This window comes from Neorhizobium sp. CSC1952, from assembly GCF_030378245.1.
GTDB classification, from domain to species: domain Bacteria; phylum Pseudomonadota; class Alphaproteobacteria; order Rhizobiales; family Rhizobiaceae; genus Neorhizobium; species Neorhizobium oryzae_A.
The window spans coordinates 2,732,587-2,754,261 of record NZ_CP128416.1; the positions used below are offsets into that span (position 1 = coordinate 2,732,587).

General features: G+C 64.4%; 18 protein-coding genes and 1 riboswitch. Of the genes, 13 read left to right on the top strand and 5 right to left on the bottom strand.

Going from position 1 to position 21,675, the window contains the following annotated elements; all coding sequences use genetic code 11:
• Positions 1 to 298 precede the first annotated feature (298 nt).
• A riboswitch (TPP riboswitch) is annotated at positions 299 to 401 on the top strand.
• 132 nt (positions 402 to 533) lie between these two features.
• The 8 genes from QTA58_RS13345 to QTA58_RS13380 all read left to right on the top strand — a co-directional run bounded on the left by QTA58_RS13345 (position 534) and on the right by QTA58_RS13380 (position 9,146).
• Positions 534 to 1,316, top strand: a complete 783-nt coding sequence (locus tag QTA58_RS13345; RefSeq protein WP_289669210.1) for an ABC transporter permease — start codon at positions 534 to 536, stop codon at positions 1,314 to 1,316.
• Positions 1,313 to 2,257: an ABC transporter substrate-binding protein gene (locus tag QTA58_RS13350; RefSeq protein WP_289669211.1), complete on the top strand. Its 945-nt coding sequence runs from the start codon at positions 1,313 to 1,315 to the stop codon at positions 2,255 to 2,257. The genes QTA58_RS13345 and QTA58_RS13350 overlap by 4 nt, the downstream gene beginning before the upstream one ends.
• A gap of 172 nt (positions 2,258 to 2,429) precedes the next feature.
• Positions 2,430 to 3,782 (top strand): hypothetical protein, encoded by a 1,353-nt coding sequence (locus tag QTA58_RS13355; protein ID WP_289669212.1) that lies wholly within the window; start codon positions 2,430 to 2,432, stop codon positions 3,780 to 3,782.
• Positions 3,783 to 3,949: 167 nt separating this feature from the next.
• On the top strand, positions 3,950 to 5,476 hold the full coding sequence (locus QTA58_RS13360) for an ABC transporter substrate-binding protein (protein WP_289669213.1): 1,527 nt from the start codon (positions 3,950 to 3,952) through the stop codon (positions 5,474 to 5,476).
• A gap of 82 nt (positions 5,477 to 5,558) precedes the next feature.
• Positions 5,559 to 6,500 (top strand): ABC transporter permease, encoded by a 942-nt coding sequence (locus QTA58_RS13365; protein WP_085420515.1) that lies wholly within the window; start codon positions 5,559 to 5,561, stop codon positions 6,498 to 6,500.
• Positions 6,501 to 6,513: 13 nt separating this feature from the next.
• Positions 6,514 to 7,392 carry an ABC transporter permease gene (locus QTA58_RS13370; RefSeq protein WP_289669214.1) on the top strand — a complete coding sequence of 293 codons (879 nt, stop codon included), beginning with the start codon at positions 6,514 to 6,516 and terminating at the stop codon, positions 7,390 to 7,392.
• Position 7,393: 1 nt separating this feature from the next.
• A complete protein-coding gene (locus QTA58_RS13375) occupies positions 7,394 to 8,602 on the top strand; it encodes an amidohydrolase/deacetylase family metallohydrolase (RefSeq protein WP_289669215.1) in 1,209 nt (402 codons plus the stop codon).
• Positions 8,603 to 8,633: 31 nt separating this feature from the next.
• The gene (locus tag QTA58_RS13380; RefSeq protein ID WP_289669216.1) at positions 8,634 to 9,146 is read left to right on the top strand and encodes a RidA family protein; all 513 of its coding nucleotides are present in this window, start codon (positions 8,634 to 8,636) and stop codon (positions 9,144 to 9,146) included.
• A 10-nt stretch (positions 9,147 to 9,156) separates the two neighbouring features.
• On the opposite strand, the gene QTA58_RS13385 is transcribed toward QTA58_RS13380, so the two are convergent.
• Positions 9,157 to 9,996: an IclR family transcriptional regulator gene (locus QTA58_RS13385; RefSeq protein WP_289673157.1), complete on the bottom strand. Its 840-nt coding sequence runs from the start codon at positions 9,994 to 9,996 to the stop codon at positions 9,157 to 9,159.
• Positions 9,997 to 10,125: 129 nt separating this feature from the next.
• Here QTA58_RS13385 and QTA58_RS13390 point away from each other — a divergent pair, with 129 nt between their 5' ends.
• Together QTA58_RS13390 and QTA58_RS13395 are read left to right on the top strand one after the other, a co-directional pair.
• Positions 10,126 to 11,322, top strand: a complete 1,197-nt coding sequence (locus QTA58_RS13390; RefSeq protein ID WP_289669217.1) for an aminotransferase class V-fold PLP-dependent enzyme — start codon at positions 10,126 to 10,128, stop codon at positions 11,320 to 11,322.
• Between the two features lie 280 nt (positions 11,323 to 11,602).
• Positions 11,603 to 13,438 (top strand): ABC transporter ATP-binding protein, encoded by a 1,836-nt coding sequence (locus QTA58_RS13395; protein ID WP_289669218.1) that lies wholly within the window; start codon positions 11,603 to 11,605, stop codon positions 13,436 to 13,438.
• Positions 13,439 to 13,441: 3 nt separating this feature from the next.
• On the opposite strand, the gene QTA58_RS13400 is transcribed toward QTA58_RS13395, so the two are convergent.
• The 4 genes from QTA58_RS13400 to QTA58_RS13415 all read right to left on the bottom strand — a co-directional run bounded on the left by QTA58_RS13400 (position 13,442) and on the right by QTA58_RS13415 (position 17,834).
• Complete coding sequence (locus QTA58_RS13400; protein WP_289669219.1) at positions 13,442 to 14,596, bottom strand: alpha-hydroxy acid oxidase; 1,155 nt, start codon at positions 14,594 to 14,596, stop codon at positions 13,442 to 13,444.
• A 5-nt stretch (positions 14,597 to 14,601) separates the two neighbouring features.
• Positions 14,602 to 14,952, bottom strand: coding sequence for a RidA family protein (locus tag QTA58_RS13405; protein WP_085420509.1), 351 nt, complete (start codon positions 14,950 to 14,952; stop codon positions 14,602 to 14,604).
• 85 nt (positions 14,953 to 15,037) lie between these two features.
• Positions 15,038 to 16,147 carry an FAD-binding oxidoreductase gene (locus QTA58_RS13410; protein ID WP_289669220.1) on the bottom strand — a complete coding sequence of 370 codons (1,110 nt, stop codon included), beginning with the start codon at positions 16,145 to 16,147 and terminating at the stop codon, positions 15,038 to 15,040.
• 82 nt (positions 16,148 to 16,229) lie between these two features.
• A complete protein-coding gene (locus QTA58_RS13415) occupies positions 16,230 to 17,834 on the bottom strand; it encodes an ABC transporter substrate-binding protein (RefSeq protein WP_289669221.1) in 1,605 nt (534 codons plus the stop codon).
• A gap of 298 nt (positions 17,835 to 18,132) precedes the next feature.
• Here QTA58_RS13415 and QTA58_RS13420 point away from each other — a divergent pair, with 298 nt between their 5' ends.
• The 3 genes from QTA58_RS13420 to QTA58_RS13430 all read left to right on the top strand — a co-directional run bounded on the left by QTA58_RS13420 (position 18,133) and on the right by QTA58_RS13430 (position 21,670).
• Complete coding sequence (locus QTA58_RS13420) at positions 18,133 to 19,041, top strand: LysR substrate-binding domain-containing protein (RefSeq protein WP_085420506.1); 909 nt, start codon at positions 18,133 to 18,135, stop codon at positions 19,039 to 19,041.
• A gap of 88 nt (positions 19,042 to 19,129) precedes the next feature.
• Positions 19,130 to 19,819 (top strand): superoxide dismutase, encoded by a 690-nt coding sequence (locus tag QTA58_RS13425; RefSeq protein WP_289669222.1) that lies wholly within the window; start codon positions 19,130 to 19,132, stop codon positions 19,817 to 19,819.
• A gap of 213 nt (positions 19,820 to 20,032) precedes the next feature.
• Positions 20,033 to 21,670 carry a GMC oxidoreductase gene (locus tag QTA58_RS13430; protein WP_289669223.1) on the top strand — a complete coding sequence of 546 codons (1,638 nt, stop codon included), beginning with the start codon at positions 20,033 to 20,035 and terminating at the stop codon, positions 21,668 to 21,670.
• The last annotated feature ends 5 nt before the right edge of the window (positions 21,671 to 21,675 follow it).

Consider the following 21,675-nt stretch of genomic DNA (forward strand, 5'->3'; position numbering starts at 1 on the left):
TCTAGGTGGCCGGTTTCGGCAAGAAGGGTTTTCGATCGGCGAAAGGCATGAACATTGCCTCGCCCGGCGGCAGATGGAGTTGATGTCTCATGGAAGCGAACTCGTCTTAACCCGTCTATGTCGTCCTGGATGCGCTCCGATGCCAAAGACGACGAGCTCGCGATCTTTTTTCATCACATTCGAGTTTTCTCTCATTTTTCTCCGGCCCGGCGGCTGACCGTCCATGCCGGCCTGCTTTCCCGTCCGGCCGGTGATCGGCCACACCCATTGACAGTTCTCAGGAAAACCGACAGTTTCGCGGAATTCCGAGGGGGGCATCCTACGATGCTGAGATGGCGGTGAGCCGGACCCTTGAACCTGATCCGGGTCATGCCGGCGTAGGAACGGAAACGGACGTCACCCGACGGCATTTTCTCTTCTCCGCTTCACCTGGATCTCCGTGATTGGCACATCTGGAGATCGACCGATGACACATATGCATCTTTCCCGCGTCGGACATTCGCCGGCCGCCCGCCGCCGCGCCTGACAAACCCATGCGCGCCTCCCATGCGGCCGTCGGCCTTGCCGTGCTCCTTGCCCTCTGGCAGGCCGGCATCTCGGTCTTCTCTCCGCCTCGCTACATCCTGCCGTCGCCGGTCGCGGTGGTTTCCGCCTTCCTGCGCCAGCCGGGCTTTCTGCTGGAGAACAGCGCCGTCACGCTGACGGAGATCGCGCTGGGGCTGGTGATCGGCTCCGTCCTCGGCATCGCGATCGCCTTCGGCGTTGCGGCGCTGCCGCGGCTCAGCCGTCTCGTCTGGCCGATGGTCCTCGTCGTCCAGGCGTTTCCCGTCTTCGTGCTGGCGCCGATCCTCGTTCTCTGGCTCGGTTTCGGCCTGGCCTCGAAAGTGGCGATGACGACCATCATCATCTTCTTCCCCGTCGCCTCTGCCTTTGCTGACGGCCTTCGCCGCACCGACCGGGAAATCCTCGACGCCGTCTCACTGGAAGGCGCGACGCACTGGCAGACGCTGGTGCGGGTGCGCGTTCCGCTGGCGATCCCCCATCTCGTATCCGGCCTCCGGGTCGCTGCGCCGCTGGCGCCGCTCGGCGCGGTCGTGGGCGAATGGGTCGGCGCCTCCGGCGGCCTCGGCTTCGTGATGGTCCAGGCCAATGCCCGCATGCAGACCGATGTCGTCTTCGCGGCGATGACGGTGCTTGCGATCCTCACCCTCATCCTCAGGCTTCTCATCGACCGGCTGACGGCGAGCCTCGCCCCGTGGGCCAGCGAAGCCGATCCGGCATCCCCGTTCACATCAAGGAGTAAATCCCGATCATGATCCGCATCCTTCTTGCCTCCTTCGTCGCGCTCGCAGGCGCGCTGGCACCCGTTTCCTCGCAGGCGGCCGACAAGCTCACCGTGCTCCTGGAATGGTTCGTCAATCCGGACCATGCGCCGATGGTGGTCGCCCGGGAACAGGGGCTGTTCGCCGCAGCGGGGCTCGACGTCGAGCTCATCCCGCCGTCCGATCCCTCCGCCGTGCCGCGCCTCGTCTCCGCCGGTCAGGCGGATATCGGCGTCCATTACCAGCCCAATCTCTATCTCGACCACGAAGCGGGCCTGCCGCTCGTCCGCTTCGGCACGCTCGTCGAAACGCCGCTCAACACGGTGACCGTGCTTGCGGACGGCCCGATCAAGAGCCTCAAGGACTTGAAAGGCAAGAAGGTCGGTTTCTCGGTCACCGGCTTCGAGGACGCCATGCTGAAGCGGATGCTGGCGTCGGAAGGGCTGAGCAACGACGACGTGGAGCTGATCAACGTCAATTTCTCGCTCTCCCCCTCGCTGATCGGCGGCAAGGTGGATGCGACGCTCGGCGGATTCCGCAATTTCGAGCTGACGCAGATGAAGCTCGAAGGCCATCAGGGGCGCGCCTTCTTTCCGGAAGAGCACGGCGTCCCGGCCTATGACGAGCTGATCTTCGTCACCCGCCGTGATCTTGCCGAGGACGGCAGGCTGCCGCGGTTCCTGGCGGCCGTGGAGCAGGCGTCGATCTTCATCACCAACCACCCGCAGGAAGCGTGGCAGCTCTTCATCAAGGCTTATCCCAACCTCGACGACGAACTGAACCGTACGGCCTTCTTCGACACGCTGCCGCGTTTCGCCAAGCGCCCGGCCGCGCTCGACCGGACGCGTTACGCCCGCTTCGGCGCGTTCATGCAGGAGATGGGTCTGATCAAGACCGCGCCTTCCCCGGAAGACATTGCCATCGAAATCCATTGAGCAAATGACGAGCGACACCATGCGAGGCGGCGCGGTTCGCCTCGCATGTCGGCGGCAGGCAGGCATTCGTGTGATCGGTATCGCCTATCACAGAGGCTAAACTTCCGATTGGACGCCAATCAGCATCGCCGACATCCTTGCGCCCGTGCAAACCTCGAACACGGGCCGCAAGATGAAGATCACCAAGACCTTTACCCTTTCCGCGATGCTCCTGGCCGCCGTCATGCCGCAGGCCGGGGCCGCTTCGCTTCCGGATTTCGTCGGCGGCATTTCCGCCGGCACCATCGCCGCCATCTCCGACGGAGAATTCTTCGGCAGCACTTACGGAACCGGACAGCTCACTCCTCGCTCTGCGGGCTTCCGGGATGTGCTGACGGTGCTCTCCATCGAGGACGGCCAGGTGGCCGTGAGCGAGGTCCCCGTCTCGAATTCGGTGACGGCAGCGCCCGAAATCCTGCAGCTCACTCCGGATGGCCGGACGGCCTTCGTCGCGGAGCGCCTCGGCGAACGGCCCGAGAGCGGCGAGACCATCCGGGACCTGCCGCCCGGCCGGCGTCTCTTCGCGGTGGATCTGTCGGACAAATCGGCCCCGCGGGTTGCCGCGACGGTCGAGATCGAGGCCTTTCCGGAAGCGCTTTCGATCAGTCCGGACGGCATGCGGATCGCTGTCGTCTCCAACACGCCGGAAGCGAGTTTCGTTCAGATCGTGCCCTATCGCGATGGAAGCTTCGGCGAGGTGATGCGCTTCGATCTCGCCGATCTCGGAATTGCCGGCACGGCTCCCGGGCCGCGCGGCGGCGTCACCGCGACGAACGTGCACTGGCATCCGTCCGGCCGTTTCCTCGCCGTCAACATCAACTCCCAGAACCGTATCGCCTTCTTCGAGGTGACGGAGGCCGATGGCGCGGTAGTGCTCGCGCCCTGGGGCAATGTCGTCGAAACCGGGCGCGATCCGATGGTTGGCCGGTTCACGCCGGACGGCCGTTTCTACATCACCTCCGACTGGGGCCGCGACCTGCAGGCGCCGACGCTCGAAGGCCGCATTCCGCAGACGCCGTCGGGCATCAGCGTCATCCGTCTCGCAGACACGGCCGCGGATGGGGAAACGGCCCGCCACGAGCGGGTGGCGACCGCGACGACCGACTGGTCGGCCGAGGGCCTTGCGATCAGCCGCGACGGGCGGCTGGTCGCGACCGTCAACATGCGGGATACCGCCTTTCCGCCCGGAACGCCGCGCTTCCAGCGCGAGGCGACGGTGACGCTTCTGACCTTCGATCCTCAAACCGGTGCGATCGAAAAGATGGGAGACTATCCTTTCGAGGGCGTGCTGCCGGAAGGCGGGACCTTCGATCTGACGGGCGATCATTTCCTTGCCACGGTGTTCCACGGCCATGAAGGCGCCGGTGCGGAGACCGGGCCGGGGCTCGAGGTCTTCCGGGTCGTGAAGGACGAGCGGCCTTCGCTCGAACGCCTTGGGCGCATTCCGCTGCCGCATGGCGTCCACCATGTGGATGTGGCGCGATAGGATCCGCCGGCAACAATGCTTTCGGGAGCCGGTTGCGCCTTGCGCGGCCGGCTTCGCCTATTCCGGATGGCCGTTGCGCATGCCATTGACAGAGCTTCCCACTTCGCTATTCTGTTATAAAAGTCGTTATAACATAATTGTGGAACATTCAAACGGGAGCCACCTACATGCGATTGAAACTTGCATTCCTTGTCGCCACCGCGCTCGTCGCCACGCCGTCGTTCCTGATGGCTCAGGAAAAGGGCGGGGTGATCAACGTCGCGACGATCGGCGAGCCGCCGACGCTGGACCCGATGGTTTCCACCGCCGACCTGGTGGGGATCGTCACGCAGCACATCTTCGAAACGCTCTACACGTTCGACAAGAACTGGAAGGTGACGCCGCTTCTGGCGGAAAGCCTGCCGGAGATCAGCGCCGACGGCAAAACCTACACGATCAAGCTGCGCACCGGCATCAAGTTCCACGACGGCAGCGACATGACCTCGGAAGACGTCGTCGCCTCGCTCGAGCGCTGGAAGAAGCTCGCCTCGCGCGGCAAGCAGGCTGCGGGCTTCATCGAAGGGATCGCCGCCGCCGACCCGGCGACCGTGACCATCACGCTGAAGCAGCCCTATGCGCCGCTTGCCTCGCTGCTCGCCTTCAACAACTCCGCCGCCATCATCATCCCGGCCGAGAAGCAGGCCGACACGATGATCGATTTCGTCGGCACCGGCCCCTATATGCTGAAGGAGCGCAAGGCCGACCAGTATATCCAGCTCGCCCGCTTCGACGGCTACAAGCCGCGTGAAGGCGAGAGCGACGGTTACGGCGGAGCCCGCCACCAGTATCTCGACGAAATCCGCTTCGTACCGGTCCCGGATCCCAACACGCGCGTCGAGGCGGCCGTTTCCGGCCAGTATGACTATGTCGACTCCCTGCCCGTCGAATCCTTCGACAAGCTCAAGGCGTCCACGGCTACCCAGCCGCTGCTCCTGAAGCCCTTCGGCTATCCGGTCTTCGTCTTCAATACGGCCGAGGGTGCGGCCAAGAACGTCGAGGTCCGCAAGGCCATCCGCCAGGCGCTCAGCATGGAAGACATGATGGCAGCGGCCTTCGGCGGCACGGATTTCTATGCGCTCAACGGCAATATCTATCCGAGCAACTACGTCTGGAGCACGGATGCCGGCGTCGAAGGCAATTACAACGCCGCCGATCCGGAAGGTGCCGCCGCTGCGGCGAAGGCCGCCGGCTACAACGGCGAGCCGATCCGCATCCTGACCAGCCGCCAGTACGAATTCCATTACAAGATGGCGCAGGTCGCCGCCGAATACCTGAAGCTTGCCGGCTTCACTGTCGACATGCAGGTGGTCGACTGGGCGACGCTTACCCAGCGCCGCGCCGACAAGGCGCTCTGGGACATCTATATCACGCACAGCCCCTTCCTGCCGGAACCGGCGCTGATCGGCTCGCTTTCCACCAGTTCGCCGGGCTGGTGGGACACGCCGACCCGCAAGGCGGCGGTCGATGCGTTCACCTCGGAAGTCGATCCGGACAAGCGCGTCGTGCTCTGGGCCGATGTCCAGAAGGCCATCTATGCCGACGTTCCGTTCATGAAGATCGGCGATTTCAACGCGGTCGCTGCGGTGTCCACGAAGCTCGAAGGTGTCGATCCGGCGCCGTGGCCCTATTTCTGGAACGCGTCGATCAAGAAGTAAGCCGCTTCGATGAGTTCGGGTGCCGGCCGTGGCCGGCGCCCGGTCTCGATCCTGTCCGTTTGCGGACGCAGGAACCGACCCAATGATACGTTACATCCTTCAGCGCGTCGCCGGCATGATCGTGGTGATGTTCCTCGTCGTCACCATCGTCTTCGTGATCGTGCGCGTGACACCGGGCGATCCCGCCGCCGTCATGCTCGGCCCCGATGCGACGCCGCAGGACATTGCGCAACTCAGGACCCAACTCGGCCTCGACCAGTCGATCGCGATCCAGTACGTCTTCTATATCGGCCAGCTCCTGAAGGGCGATCTCGGCCAGTCGATCTTCCTCAACATGCCGGTCACTTCCGCCCTGATGGAGCGGGCCGAGCCGACCTTCTTCCTGACGATCTTCTCGCTTCTGATCGCGAGCGTCATCGCGCTGCCGATCGGCATCTATGCCGCCTACCGGCGCGGCTCCTTCATCGACCAGCTGTCGACGACCGTCGCCATGCTGGCGGCGAGCATACCGAGCTTCTGGCTCGGCCTCATCCTGATGCAGTTCTTCGCCGTGCGCTTCAACGTCTTCCCGGTCTCGGGCTATGGCGGGCCTGGCGCTTCCTTCGCCGAACGGATGTACCACCTGACGCTGCCCGCCTTCGCGCTCGGCCTCGTCTCCTCGGCGCTGATCCTGCGCTTCACCCGTGCCTCGATGCTCGACGTGCTCGGCGACGACTATATCCGCACCGCCCGCGCCAAGGGTCTCATCGAGCGCCGCGTCGTGCTGAAACATGCGCTGAAGAACGCTCTGATCCCGATCCTCACCGTCCTCGGCCTGACGGCCGCCGTGCTGATCTCCGGCGCCGTCGTCACCGAAACCGTCTTCGGCCTGCCGGGCGTCGGCAATCTCGTCGTCTCCGCCGTGCTTCGCCGCGACTATCCCGTGATCCAGGGCGCGCTGCTGGTCATCGCCGGCCTCTATGTCCTCATCAATTTCGCGATCGACATGCTCTACCTGGCTGTCGACCCCCGAGTACGTTATTAAAAGGGGTGCGCCGATGGCCGATATCGCAACCACCACCGAAAAGCCGGCCGTCGGCGAGCGCGGCAAATTCCTCCGGCGTCTCCTGAAGCGCAAGACCGTTGCCGCCGGCGTCATCGTGCTGACGATCTTCGTCCTGCTTGCGGTCCTCGCGCCATGGATCGCGCCCTATTCGCCGTCGAAGCTTTCGATCGTCAACCGGCTGAAACCGCCGAGCGAGATGTTCTGGTTCGGCACCGACGAATTCGGCCGTGACGTCTTCTCGCGCACCATCTATGCCGGGCGGCTGTCGCTGCTGGTCGGCGCGGCGGTCGTGACGCTGTCGGCGCTGATCGGGGTGACGCTCGGCCTGCTCGCCGGCTTCTTCCAGAAGCTCGACACGCCGATCGCCCGGCTGATCGACGCGATGATGGCCTTCCCGGACATCCTGCTGGCGATCGCGCTCGTCGCGGCCCTCGGCCCATCGCTGGTGACGGTCATCGTGGCGCTCTCTATCGTCTATTCGCCGCGGCTCGCGCGCATCGTCCGTGCCTCGACGCTGGTCATCCGGGAACTGCCCTATGTGGAGGCGGCGAAGGCGCTCGGCATCTCCACCTTCCACATCATGACGCGGCACGTCCTGCGCAATCTCGTCTCGCCGATCCTGGTGCAGGGCACGTTCCTCTTCGCCAGCGCCATGCTCGCCGAAGCGGGGCTCTCGTTCCTCGGACTGGGTGTAAGTCCTGAAATCCCGACCTGGGGAACCATGATCGCCGCCGGCCGCCAGTATATCGGCCAGGCCGACTGGATGACCTATTTCCCGGGCTTCGCCATCATTCTCTCCGTGCTCTCGCTGCAGATGGTCGGCGACGGGCTCAGGGACATGCTCGATCCAAGACTTCGAAAGGACCTCTAAGATGACCGGTGAAAAGGCGGGCAAGCCGCTCCTCCTCACCAATGTGAAGCCGATGGCCTTCGGCACCGATACGCCGGCAGGCACGACCGACATCCTCGTCGGCGCGGACGGCAGGATCGCCGCGATCGGCTCCTCGCTTGCCGCACCTGCCGGTGCGGAGCGCGTCGACGGCAAGGGCGCCTGGATTTCGCCGGGCTGGGTCGATCTGCACGTGCATATCTGGCACGGCGGCACGGACATCTCGATCCGTCCGTCCGAATGCGGCGCCGAACGCGGCGTCACGACGCTGGTCGATGCAGGCTCGGCGGGCGAAGCCAATTTCCACGGTTTTCGCGAATACATCATCGAGCCGTCGAAAGAGCGCATCAAGGCCTTCCTGAATTTGGGCTCGATCGGCCTCGTCGCCTGCAATCGCGTCGCAGAGCTGCGCGACATCCGCGACATCGACCTCGACCGCATCCTCGAATGCTACGCCGAGAACAAGGAGCACATCGTCGGCATCAAGGTGCGGGCGAGCCACGTGATCACCGGTTCCTGGGGCGTCACGCCGGTCAAGCTCGGCAAGAAGATCGCCAAGATCCTGAAAGTGCCGATGATGGTGCATGTCGGCGAGCCGCCGGCGCTCTATGACGAGGTCCTGGAAATCCTCGGCCCCGGCGACGTCGTCACCCACTGCTTCAACGGCAAGGCCGGTTCGAGCATCATGGAGGACGAGGACCTCTACAATCTCGCGGAGCGCTGCGCAGGCGAGGGCATCCGCCTCGACATCGGCCATGGCGGCGCCTCCTTCTCGTTCAAGGTCGCGGAAGCGGCGATCGCGCGCGGCCTGCTGCCGTACTCGATCTCGACGGACCTGCACGGTCATTCGATGAACTTCCCGGTCTGGGATCTGGCGACCACCATGTCCAAGCTTCTGTCGGTCGGCATGCCGTTCGACAAGGTCGTGGAGGCTGTGACCCATCATCCGGCTTCGGTCATCAAGCTTTCGATGGAAAACCGGCTGTCGGTCGGGGAGCGCGCCGATTTCACCGTTTTCGATCTCGTCGATTCCGATCTGGAGGCGACGGATTCCAACGGCGACGTCTCGCGTCTCAGTAAGCTTTTCGAGCCGCGCTACGCCGTCATCGGTTCGGAAGCGATCGCGGCCAGCCGCTACATCCCGCGCGCCCGCAAGCTCGTCCGCCACAGCCACGGTTATTCGTGGCGGTGAGCGGACATACTGAAATCGCCCAGGAAATAGCATGACAGGGGTTTACGTGAACACGTCTCCAGCAAAGGCCGCTCCCGCGGCGCAAACGCCTTACGAGCGGCTGGCCGCCCTCGGAATAAAGCTTCCGCCGTCGCCCCCGCCGATCGCCAATTTCGTGACGCATGTGCGCGAAGGCAACATGCTCTATCTCTCCGGTCAGGGTCCGCGCGAGATGGACGGCCACCTTCACGCCGGCAAGGTCGGAGGCGAGGTGGGCGTCGACCAGGCCTACCAGCATGCGAGGCTCACCGGCATCAACCTGCTCGCCGTCATGCACGAGGCGCTCGGCGATCTGTCGCGGGTGAAGCGGGTGGTGAAGCTGCTCGGCATGGTGAACGCCGTGCCGCATTTCGAGGACCATCCGAGCGTCATCAACGGCTGCTCGGACCTCTTCATCGAGGTCTTCGGCGAGGCGGGCCAACACGCCCGATCCGCCGTCGGCTTCGGATCGCTGCCGGGCAATATCACGGTCGAGATCGAGGCGATCGTCTCGCTCAACGATTAAGGAGACAAGGTCAGTGGCTGCGCCAGCCCATCAGCTTTTCGATCCGCTCCGCAGACGCACGAACGTGCTCTCCGTAGTGGTTGCCGTCGGAAAAGACCTTCTGTTCCGGCAGCACGATCGAAATGGTCGCGACACACTGGCCGTCCCGGTCGACGACCGGCGAGGCGATGCAGGCCACGGCATAATCGGATTCCGCCACCTGGATCGAAAGGCGCTCCTGAAAGGCCTTTCCGGCGGAGTCGGAAAGGGTGCGGGCGTCGATCTCGGCCCGGCCGGTCGGCGAGGTGCGGGCACAGCGCCTGAAGAGCTCCATCCGTTCGCCTTCCGGCAGATGGCCGACCAGAAGGCGGCCCGACGCCGTCCAGTTGAGCGGCACGCGGGTGCCGACGCGCGAGGCGACCTGGAAATGGCTCGGGCCGTCCGCCATGGCGAGGACCAGCATGTAGTCGCCGTCGCGGCCGCAGACCTGTACCGTCTCGCCCGCCTGCCGGCAGAGGTCGTGCATCTCGTGGGTGGCGATACTCATGAAATCCAGCGACCGGGCATAGGCGAGGCCATAGTGATAGAGCCGCGCACCGAGCCAGATCGAGCCGTCCGCATTGCGGGCCAGCATGTTCTTTTCGACCAGGTCGTCGATGATCACGTAGACGGTGGAAAGCGGCGCCTTGACCGCCTTGGCGATCGCATAAGCGCCTGCGGGCGAACCCGTTTCATAAAGATAGTCAATCACCTGCAGCGCACGATCGATGCCGCTCACGCGCGAGCGGCGCGCGCCCTTGGCCCGGGTTTCTTCCGCCGAAACCGTGTCTTCGGAGAATGCTGCGGATGAAGTCTTGGCGTCCAACTCGATGTTCCTCTTGGAGGGCCTTGCGGGGCTCCTCGTCTGGTTTCGAGAGGCTATTACATTACTATGGCATAGCTGTCGATGGCAATCCGCAGCCGCCATTCATTTGAAGAGACAGCACCCTGGAGAGACAGAATGTCCGATGATATCCGCACCAAGATCGGCCTCAGGCCCGTCATCAACGTTTCCGGCACGATGACCAGCCTCGGGGCCTCGATCGTCGTTCCCGAAGCGATCGAGGCGATGGCGGCGATCCTGCCGCAGTTCGTCGAGATCAACGACCTGCAGCGCAAGGCGAGCGCGGTCATCGCACGGCTGACGGGCGGCGAGGCGGGCTTCGTCACCGCCTCCTGCTCCTCCGGCATCACGCTCGCGGTCGCGGGCGCCATGACCGGCGACAACCTGCTCGCCATCGAGAGGCTGCCGGACGTGACGCCCGACAAAAACGAGGTCATCGTGCAGACGGGCCATGTGGTGAGCTACGGCGCGCCGGTGGACCAGGCGATCCGGCTTGCCGGCGCCAAGGTCGTGCTGATCGGCCAGGCGACATCCACGCACCGCTTCCACCTGGAAAACGCGATCACCGAGAAGACCGCCGCCGCCGTCTACGTCGTGTCGCATCACGTGGTCGATTACGGACTGCTGCATCTCACCGAATTCGTCGAGATCGCGCATGCCAGGGGCGTGCCTGTCATCGTCGACGCGGCTTCGGAATACGACCTGAAGCTCTTCCTGGCGCAGGGGGCGGACATCGCGCTCTATTCGGGCCACAAGTTCCTCGGCGGTCCGACCTCCGGCATCGTCGCCGGCAAGAAAGACCTGGTGCGCAGCGCCTTCCTGCAGAACATGGGCATCGGCCGCGGCATGAAGGTCGGCAAGGAAAGCGTCTACGGCGTCATGGCGGCGCTGGAAGCTTGGGAGAAACGCGACCACGCGGGCATCCGCGAACGCGAGACGGGTTATCTCGATCTCTGGAAAAGGACTCTGGACGGCCGGCCGGGTGTTACGGCGCTGATCGAGCCGGACCCGACCAACAACCCGCTCGACCGCATGCGGGTGGTCCTCTCGCCGCAGGAAGCGCATATCACCGCCTGGGACCTTGCCGCAGCCCTCGCCCGCGGCAACCCGCCGGTCATCGTCCGCGACCACGAGGTGGAGCACAATCACTTCTACCTCGACCCGTGCAATCTGCATCCGGGGCAGGAGACGATCGTGGCAACGCGTCTTGCCGAGGAGCTCGACAAGGCACGCGCCTCCAACGAGATCATCGCCACGCCGATCGAAGACCGCAGCAGGCACCGCTTCGACGGCGTGCTGCGCTGGCCGGATTGAGCAAGATGATTGCACTTGACGCCATCGCTGCTTTGGGTGGGCTGCCGGCGACGATGTTCCCTTCTCCCCAGCGGGGAGAAGGTGGCCCGAAGGGTCGGATGAGGGGGTGGAGCCCGCGGCCCCCTCATCGCCTCGCATGCGCTCGGCACTTCTCCCCGCTGGGGAGAAGAGGGAGCAAGCCTCCTGATCCGCATTTTTCTAATGCGATGGCCTGCGTGCTGGAGGCGAGCCAGCGCATAGCGATAGTTTCAAGGGTAACATAATAAGAAAGGGAACGACCATGACCACCGCCGAAGCCAAAATCGCCCAAGCCCTCGAACCGGTTCTGTCCGTCGAGCACCTCACCACCTCGTTCAACGTGGACGGCGAATGGAAGCCGGTGGTGCGGGACGTTTCCTTTTCGGTCGCGCCGGGCGAGACGGTGGCGATCGTCGGCGAGAGCGGTTCCGGCAAGAGCGTCACGTCGCTCTCCATCATGCGGCTGCTGCAGGCGGATTCGAGCCGTATCGAGGGCAGGATCGTGCTCGGCGGGCGCGATCTGCTTTCGCTGCCCGAACACGAGATGCGCAAGGTGCGCGGCAACGACGTCTCGATGATCTTCCAGGAGCCGATGACGAGCCTCAATCCGCTCTTCACCATCGGCGACCAGATTTCGGAGGCGCTGCTGTGCCACAAGGCAATGTCATCGGCGGAGGCGAAAGCCGAGACGATCCGGCTGCTCGAAAAGGTGCGCATTCCTTCGGCCGCCTCGCGCTTCGACGAATATCCGCACCGCTTTTCGGGCGGCATGCGCCAGCGCGTGATGATCGCCATGGCCTTGGCCTCGAAGCCGAAGCTTCTCATCGCCGACGAGCCGACGACGGCGCTCGACGTGACGATCCAGGGCCAGATCCTCGACCTCATCAAGATGCTGCAGGACGAGGAGGGAACCTCGGTGCTGTTCATCACCCACGACATGGGCGTCGTCGCGGAGATCGCCGACAGGACGGTGGTCATGTATCGCGGGGAGCAGGTGGAGACGGGCGCCACCGCCGACATCTTCCATCGCGGCAAGCATCCCTACACGCGGGCGCTGCTTTCCGCCGTGCCGGTGCTCGGGTCGATGCAGGCCTACAAGCGGCCCCTGCGCTTTCCGGTGGTCAACACCGCGACGGGCGAATCCAACACGCCGGTGGAGGTGCCGGACACGGTCGCGAAGGACAAGCCGATCCTTCAGGTGAAGAACCTTTCCAAGCGTTTCGACATTCATTCCGGCCTGTTCGGACGCCTGAGCGGCCGGGTGCACGCGGTGGAGAACGTCTCCTTCGATCTTCAAGCCGGCGAGACGCTTTCGCTGGTCGGTGAATCCGGCTGCGGCAAATCGACGACGGGCCGTGCCATCATGCGGCTGATCGAGCCGGATGCCGGTTCGGTGATCGTCGAAGGCCGCGATATGGTGTCGCTCGACAAGCGGGAAATGCGCGAGATGCGAAAGTCCGTGCAGATGATCTTCCAGGATCCGTTCGCCTCGCTCAACCCGCGCATGACGGTCGGCCAAGCCGTCGCCGAGCCCTATCTCGAGCACAAGATGGGTACGGGGAAGGAGGCGAAGGAGGTCGTCGCCGACATGCTGCGCAAGGTGGGGCTGACACCGGACATGGCGAAGCGTTATCCGCACGAATTCTCCGGCGGCCAGCGGCAGCGCATCTGCATCGCCCGGGCGCTCGCCCTGCAGCCGAAGGTCATCGTCGCCGACGAAAGCGTCTCGGCGCTCGACGTATCGATCAAGGCGCAGGTCATCAACCTGATGCTCGACCTGCAGCAAAGCCTCAACCTCGCCTTCCTGTTCATCTCCCACGACATGGCGGTGGTCGAGCGCGTCAGCCACCGCGTGGCGGTCATGTATCTCGGCGAGATCGTCGAAATCGGGCCGCGCGCATCCGTCTTCGGCAATCCGCAGCACGACTATACGAAGAAGCTGATGGCCGCCGTGCCGGTGCCGGATCCGGATCGCCGTCGCGAAAAGCGCATGGCCGCCAATGACGAGCTGAAGAGCCCGATCCGGCCCGCCGACTACGTGGCAAAACCCCGCGAATATCGCGAGGTTTCTCCCGGTCATCTCGTGCAGATCGCGTGAGGTTCAGCGCTTCGGGGCGATGACACCGCCGGACAGTTCCGCGACGGTCGAGCAGCCGAGGTGGCCGAGCGTCGTCCAGAATTCCCGCTGCAAGAGCTCCAGCGTCCGCCTGACGCCGTATTCGCCGTCGGCAGCAAGCCCGTAGGCGACGATGCGGCCGAGCGCCACGGCATCCGCGCCGAGCGCCACGGCGGCGGCGATGTCGCTGCCGCGGCGAATGCCGGAATCGAAGACGATCGGAACATCCTTGCCCACGGCTTCACGGATCGCGGGAAGCGTTTCCAGCGCCGGCGGCGTGCGGTCGATGGTGCGGCCGCCATAGTTCGAGACGTAGAGGCCGGCGGCACCGGCATCGAGCGAGGCTTTGGCATCGCGCACGCTCGATACGCCCTTGACGATGCAGGGCAGGGGCGCGCGCTTGATGACGTTTGCGGCCTGGGTCCAGGTCCAGCGCGGCTGCGTGAAATCGAGAAGCTCGGTGAGTGCCGCCGGATCGGACTTGCCGGGGCCGAAGTTCGACGGTCCCGTTTCGCCGCGGATCGAGAAGCGGTCCTCCATCATCCGCTCGCGCCACTGGCGGATCGGCGAATAGGTGACGCAGATATATTTGTAGCCGGCGGCCTTGGCGCGCTCCATCATGTCGAGCACGGCCCCTTCGTCTCCGACGAAGGTCATCTGGAAGACCGAGGCGACGGGCGAGGCCTTGGCGACGTCTTCCAGCGAATGGGCGGCGGCGACCGGCACCATCTGCTGTATGCCGACGGACGCGGCGGCCCGCCCGATCGCCAGATGTCCTTCCGGATGGAAGACGGCCTCGCCGCCGCCGAAGGGCGCGATGAAGGCGGGGAAACTCAGGTCGAAGCCGAGCACCTTCGTGCGCGTGTCGGGATTGCCGATGCCGGCAAAGAGCGGCACCTCGAACCGGATCTCGTCGAAGACGGCGGTGTTTTCGCGGAGCGTCACCTCGTCGCCCGTGCCGCAGGAAAGATAGTTCCAGTCGATCTCCGAAAGCCGGCGCTTGGCGTCCTTATAGATGCCGCGCAGCGTCGTGTATTTCTCGCTGGTGGCGTAGCGATCGTCGATCCGGTTCAGCTTGTCCGTCATATCCGTCCTCCAGTCCTGAAAATGCAGACGGGCGAGCTTGAGCCCGCCCGTCATTCGTCCTACTTCTTGGCGGCGATCAGCACGATCTCGATCAGCCGCTTCGGATCGCCGAGGTCGGCGACGCCGATCGTCGCGCGCGACGGCAGGTCGTCGCCGTCGATCCATTCGAGCCAGGCCTCGTTCATCTCCTCCTTGCGGGACATGTCGGAGAGATAGATGCGGGCCGAGAGGATGTGCTTCTTGTCGGAGCCGCATTCGGCAAGCACTTCGTCGAGCTTGGCGCAGGTCTGCTGCGTCTGCTCCTTCATGCCGACCGAGATGTCGCCGGCGGCGTGGCCGCCGAGATAGAGCACGCCGTTGTGTTCGACGGCGCCGTGCATGATGCGGTGTTTGCGGTGGCGTTTGATCATTTTCGAGTATTCCTTTGACAAAGGGAGGGGATGCCCGCCGCATCGTCGCGGCAGGTCGGGGTGGAGCTTAAGGGGGCAGGGCGGCTCAGCCGCGGCCTTGCGGAGCGTAGCGGTCGAGCGGGATATCGGTCGCCTGGCCGGTCACGACCCTGGCGAGCTGCGCGCCCGCGAAGGGGCCGATCGTCAGGCCACCGGCACCGAGCCCGTTGCCGAGCGTCAGGTTGGCGATGCCGGGGACGCGGCCGAGGATCGGGTTCATCGTCTCGCCGGCCGGGCGGAAGCCGATGCGGGTTTCGATCAGCGTCGCGTTGGCAAGGCCCGGCGCGATGTTGAGGCCGGCACCGAGCACCTCATACTCGCCTGCCGCCGTGACGCGGTAGTCGAAGCCGGAATTGTTCTCGCGGGTCGCGCCGATCACCACGCGGGAATCGTCGAAGGCGAGCATGTAATGGCTGCTCATCGGCAGAACGACCGGCCATTTGGCGGTCGCGACGCCCGGCAGGCGCAGATGGACGATCTGGCCCTTCTGCGGCACGACCGGATGGTCAAGGCCGAGCGGGCGTAGGATCTGCGAGGCCCAGGCGCCGGCGGTGACGATGATCTCGTCGGCCGCGATCTCGGTGCCGTTGCTGTCGAGGCAGCGGGCGCGATCGCCGTCGAGCTTCAGGGTCATGTAGTCGCTGCGGAATTTCGCGCCCATGGCGACGGCGGCGCGCACCATGGCGGCGGAAAGCAGGCGGGCGTCGACGCGGGCGGCGCCCGGAATGTGGATCGCGTCGAGGTCTTCGCGCAGCGGCGGAAAGAGTGCGCGGGCTTCGGCCGGCGTCAGGTGGCGGACATTGCCGGCTTCCGGCGCGTCCTTGACGCGGCGTGCGACGCGTTCGGCGGCGGCATCGAATTCGGCGCGGTCTTCGGCGACGACCAGCGCGCCGACCTTGCCGTAGCCGAGATCGGTTTCGCCTTTCGCCTTCAGTCCTTCGATCAGGCCGTCATAGAAGCGGGCACCGGCGGCGTACATCCTGTACCAGTCCGGCTCGTCCGCCTTGGTGGCCCAGGGGCAGACGATGCCCGCGCCGGCCATGGTCGCCTTGCCCTGATGGGCCTCGTCGACGATTTCCACTTCGACGCCCTGAGAGGCGAGATGATAGGCGGCGCTGGCGCCCAGGATGCCGGCGCCGATGATCAAGACACGCATTATTCCATTCCTGCATTTCGAACTTGGGCCCAGCCAGGGCCGGGGAATGCCGGCGGCACGAGCCGCCGGCATTTGTCGGCTTTTATTCCACCGTCACGCCGGAAAGGCGGCTGGTGCCGAAGATCGCCGGGACGTAGCCCTTGACGCTCTTGGAGACGGCGGTGATCGTGTCGGCGCCGCCGAGGATGACGGCCGGCACCTCCGCATGGAATTCCTCCTGCGCCTTTTTGTAGAGCTCGATGCGCTTGGCCTGGTCGGTCACGGTGCCGGCCTCGTTCATCAGGCCGATGAATTCCTTGTCGCACCAGGCGCCGATGTTCGACGGGCTCGGCTTTCCGGCGGAATCGCAGGTGAAGTAGTTGTTCGGAATCTGGCTCGGATCCGGAAAGTCGTAGATGCCGCCGAACATGCCGACTTCGGCTTCGCCGTTGCGGGCGCGGGTGATGTATTCGCCCCATTCGTAGGAGACGACTTCGGCCTTGACGCCGATCTTGGCCCAGTCGGCCTGGATCATCTCGGCGGCGCGGCGGCCGTTCGGCATGTAGGGACGCGAAACCGGCACGGCCCAGAGCTGGGTCGAGAAACCCTCGGGCAAGCCTGCCTCGGCCAGCAGCTTCTTCGACAGTTCCGGATCGTAGCTGTAAGGGCCGACATCCTTGTCATAGCCCCAGAGCGACGGCGGGATGACCGCGCCGGTGACGGTGCCCATGCCGTCATAAACGAGATCGACCAGCGGCTTGATGTTGATCGCGTGCGCCAGCGCCTCGCGGACGCGCTTGTCCTTGAACTTGTCTTCCCTGAAGTTGAAGGTGATGAAGCCGGTGGAAGCGACCGGGGTCTGGACGAGGTCGAGAGTTTCGCTCTTCTCGATCATTTGGCGGTCGGCAAGGTTCGGATAAAGCGCGATCTGGCATTCGCCGGCCATGGCGCGCTGCAGGCGGACCGACGCGTCGGCGCTGATCGCCATGACGACGCCATCCACCATCGGCGTGCGGGCCGGGTTGTTGATCGCGGCGCCCCAGGTGTCCTTGAAGGGCACGAGGCGGACGACGGCATCCTGCTGATAGGCCTGCAGCTGGAAGGGACCGGTGCCGATCGGCTGGCGGTCGATGAGTTCCGGCGTGCCGGCCTTCGACAGGGCGTCGGCATATTCGGCGGAGGTGATCGCCAGCGACTGGTGGGCCATGATGCCGATGAAGGGGGCGAGCGGGTTCTTCAAGGTGAAGGCGACGGTGTAGTCGTCGATCTTCTTCACCGATTCCAGCGCGTCGGCGAGCTTGGTGCTGAAGGTGATGAAATTGCCGCCGTTGACCTTGGCATAGGGATGATCGGGCTTCATCATCCGCTCGAAGGTGAACATCACGTCATCGGCGTTGAATTCGCGGGTCGGCGTGAACTTGTCGTTCGACTGCCACTTCACGCCCTGGCGCAGCTTGAACGTGTAGGTGCGGGCGTCATCCGAAACGATCCAGCTCTCTGCAAGCGCCGGTTCGATGTCCGAGGACCCGGCTTTGACGGACACCAGTCCGTCGTAGATCTGGCCGAGGACATAGGAGGTCGTGCCGTTGCTGGTGAGCTGCGGGTTGAAGACTTCCGGCGAACCTTCGATGCAGACCGAAAGCATTGCGGCATTGGCGGGCGCTGCCGCCATCAGAGCCAGAATGGACAAGCCGAGGAGTTTCTTCATGTGTCGTCGTTCCCTTCTTTGATGGGCCGCCTTACGCGGCCTTCGCATGCATGTGCACCAGCCGGCCTCACGAGAAGCCGCCTGCCGGACCGGATTGGGCCTGCAGATGATTGTTTGCGGAGCCGGATTCCTGACGGAGCGGCGCTCTTTTCTTCCGAATATCGCCCCTCTTCGGTCTGCAACCGGTATCGCTCATATGATAAAGCGCCTTGACAATATGATTGTCAAATAGCTTGTTATCCAATCATTATAACCAAAACTCATGTTGAATATCGCGGCATTCGGGGGGCGACCGATCATGAACATCAGGCAGCTCGAAGCTTTCCACACCACGATCGAAACCGGATCGGTGACGCGTGCCGGCGAAAGGCTCGGCATTTCGCAGCCGGCCGTCAGCAAGCTCCTGCGCAGCTTTTCGGAAGCCTGCGGTTTCCAGCTTTTCACGCGCAGCGGCGGCCGGCTGGTGCCGACGCTCGAGGCACGCATGCTGGCGGTCGAGGTCGAGCGGATGTTTTCCGGTACCAAGCGGATCGCCAGGCTTGCGGAAGCCGTGCGCAACCGGGAATGGGGGGAGGTGACGATCGCGGCCCCGCCGGCGCTGGCAACGCTTTATCTTTCGAACGCGCTTTCGCCCTTCCTCGCCGAACAGCCGGACATCCATTTCACCCTGCAGAGCAGGACCTCGCCGCGGATCGGCGAACTGGTCGCGGCCGGGCAGATCGACATCGGGCTCAGCGTGCTGCCCTTTGACCACCCGAATGTCGGCGCCGAGATTATCATGCGCTTTGCCATGGTCTGCGTGTTGCCGGCCGGGCATCCGCTTGCCGAAAAGCAGGTGATCGAGATCGACGACCTGCGCAACGAGAGCTTCATCTCGCTCTTCCGCGACGACTGTTCGCTGATGACGATCGACCGGGCTTTCCAGCTCAAGGGCGTGCAGAAGCGCAACCGCATCGAGGTGCCCCTTTCGGAAACCGCCTGCAGCTTCGTCGCCAACGGCGTGGGCGTATCGATCGTGCCGCCGTTCGTCGGGCTCGATTATTCCGAGGACCGGCTTGTCCGGCGGGCGCTGCTGCCCGAAACCTTCATGGACGTCTGGCTGCTGACGCCGAACGGTCGGCCGCTGTCGCTCGCTTCCCAGAAGCTCGTGGATTTCATCCGGGCGGCGGTTTCGCCGTTCGACCAGCGCCTCGCCTCCAGGCAGTGATCGGGGCGGGACGATAACGGCTCTTTGAGGAAACATTTGCAGCCTTCCCGGGTTCGCGTGTCATCACCCGCTTCCAGGAGGTTTTCCGATGGATATGACACGACGCGCCGTTCTGACTGCCAGTGCGCTCACCGCCGCCGCTGCCGTTTTCCCCACGCCGAACATCGCCAGGGCGGCGCTGCCGCTCGCCCAGCCAGACTTGCCCTTCAAGGAGGATGCGCTTGCGCCGGCCATATCGGCGAAGACCGTATCGCTGCACTACGGCAAGCACCACAAGGCCTATTTCGACAAATTGAACCAGCTTGCGGTCGGTACCCGCTATGCGGACATGGACCTCGCCGGCATCGTCGAGGCTTCTGCGGATTCCGACGCGGATGCCAAAATCTTCAACAATGCCGCTCAGGCATGGAACCATGTGGCCTATTGGGAACAGTTCGTGCCGGGCGGCCCGAACCGGCCGGATGGCGATCTTGGCGCCATGATCAACGACAGGTTCGACGGCTACGACGGCTTTGTCGATCGGGCGATTGCCGTATCCGACGAAGTGTTCGGAACCGGCTGGGTATGGCTGACGCGCGACGACCGGAACGAACTGACCGTGGTCGGCTATGAGGACGGCAACAACCCTCTTGCGGTCGGACGCCCGGCCTATCTCGGCATCGATATCTGGGAACACGCCTATTATCTCGATTACGAAAACCGCAAACCGGAGCATATCCGCGCCGTGCTGGACAAGGCAGTGAACTGGCGCGTCGTCGCCGACCGCGTCGGACGGTAATGATCGTCCGCGTCTCGGCCACATAATCGCCCATGCGCCCGATTGTCGCAGGTGATGTCGCCACGGCCGGAAACTTCGGAATATCCGTCGTAAGACGTAGTTTTCGGCGGCGAAAACCCGAATCCGTCATGGGCTTCGATCGAAAGGAGATGGTTCCATTTCCGCGGGCTCGCGCTATCTGCCGACCAACGGGGCGCATGCTAAAAGGCATTCATGATACCAGCGGATCGGAATACGAAATCGGCCGAAACAGATGTCTGTATTGTCGGCGCGGGGCCTGTCGGTCTGGCGCTGGCTTTCAAACTGGAGGCGCTGGGGCTTACGGTCGCGCTCCTGGAAATGGGAGCGGGCGGACCCGACAACGACGCCGGTGCCGGCGGCATCGAATTCACGAACGGCCGCCATGCCTTGTCGCCGGCAATCTCCCGTCCCGGCATCGGCGGCGCCTCGGCGCTTTGGGGCGGCCGCTGCGTCGCCCTCGACGATCTCGATTTCGACATGCGCAGCCACGTGCCTTTTTCCGGCTGGCCGATCCCTCACGAGGCGCTTCGACGTCATTATCCGGAAGCGCTGACGTTCCTCAACTGCAATCCGGGGAAGCCGGCCCTCGGGGACGTCGGCGTTTCCGACGGCATGATCGCCACCGATGCCCTCGAACGGTGGAGCAGCTCTCCCGATCTCGGGCCGGTGTACAGCAAGCGTCTGCAGGCTTCACGGAGCATCCGCCTGCTGAACGCGACGGCCACCGGTATCGTTCTCGATCCTTCCGGCAAGCGGGTCGAAGGTCTCGTGGCCCGGCACGAGGGCGGGGAAATCGAGATCGCCGCCAAGACGTTCGTCCTTGCCGGAGGAGGGCTGGAAAATGCCCGTCTGCTGCTCTCGCTGCAGCAGGACCGCCCGGAAGCATGCGGCGGTACCGACGGTCCTCTGGGACGTTTCTATCAGGGACACCTCACCGGCTATGTCGCGGTGCTGCAATTCGACAATCCCGGCGCGGCGAAACAATTTGCGTTCCAGCTCGACGACAAGGGCTCCATTTTCCGCCGCCGCCTGCAGATCGTTCCGGCGGTCCAGACCGAGGAAAAGCTTCTCAACTGCGTCTTCTGGATAGATGCGATCTCGATCGCCGATCCCGTGCACGGCTCGGGTGCGCTGTCGCTCGCCTATCTCTTCCTCAAGACGCTCGGTCTCTACCGCCGTCTCTCGCATGGCCTGGCGCCGACGGCGAAAGGATCGGGCAATATCGATCTTCGGGAGCATTGGCGGAATATCCGCTCGGACCGCCGAGCGGTGCTGGATCTGGTCGGTTCGGTGCGCAATCTCCTGCAGCGCCGCGTCAGCCGCTGGCGCACGCTGATCAATCCGAAGGGGCGCTATCTCCTGCGCTACCATGCCGAACAGGTGCCCAATCCGGAGAGCCGGGTCATCCTTCAGCCCCACGGGAAATCGGGCAAGCGCAGCGTCCTTGCCGTCGATTACCGGGTGGTCGATCAGGACCTGGATTCCGTCCTCAAATCCCATGAGATCCTTGACCTGTGGCTGCGCCGGAACGGGGTCGGCCGGCTCGAATATCTGCATGACGCGCCCACACGGCGCCAGGCGGTGCTCGACCAGGCTTTCGACGGCTATCATCAGATCGGTCTCAGCAGAATGGCGAAGACGCCGGCCGATGGCGTCGCAGACGCCGATTGCCGCGTGCATGGCATCGCCAACCTCTATCTCGCGGGCAGCAGCCTGTTTCCGACCGGAGGGCATGCAAATCCGACGCTGCCGGCCGTGGCGCTGGCCCTCCGGCTGGCCGAGCATCTGAAGACGATCGTTACCGCGGCTTCAAGGGCCCGAGCCGAATGAACTGA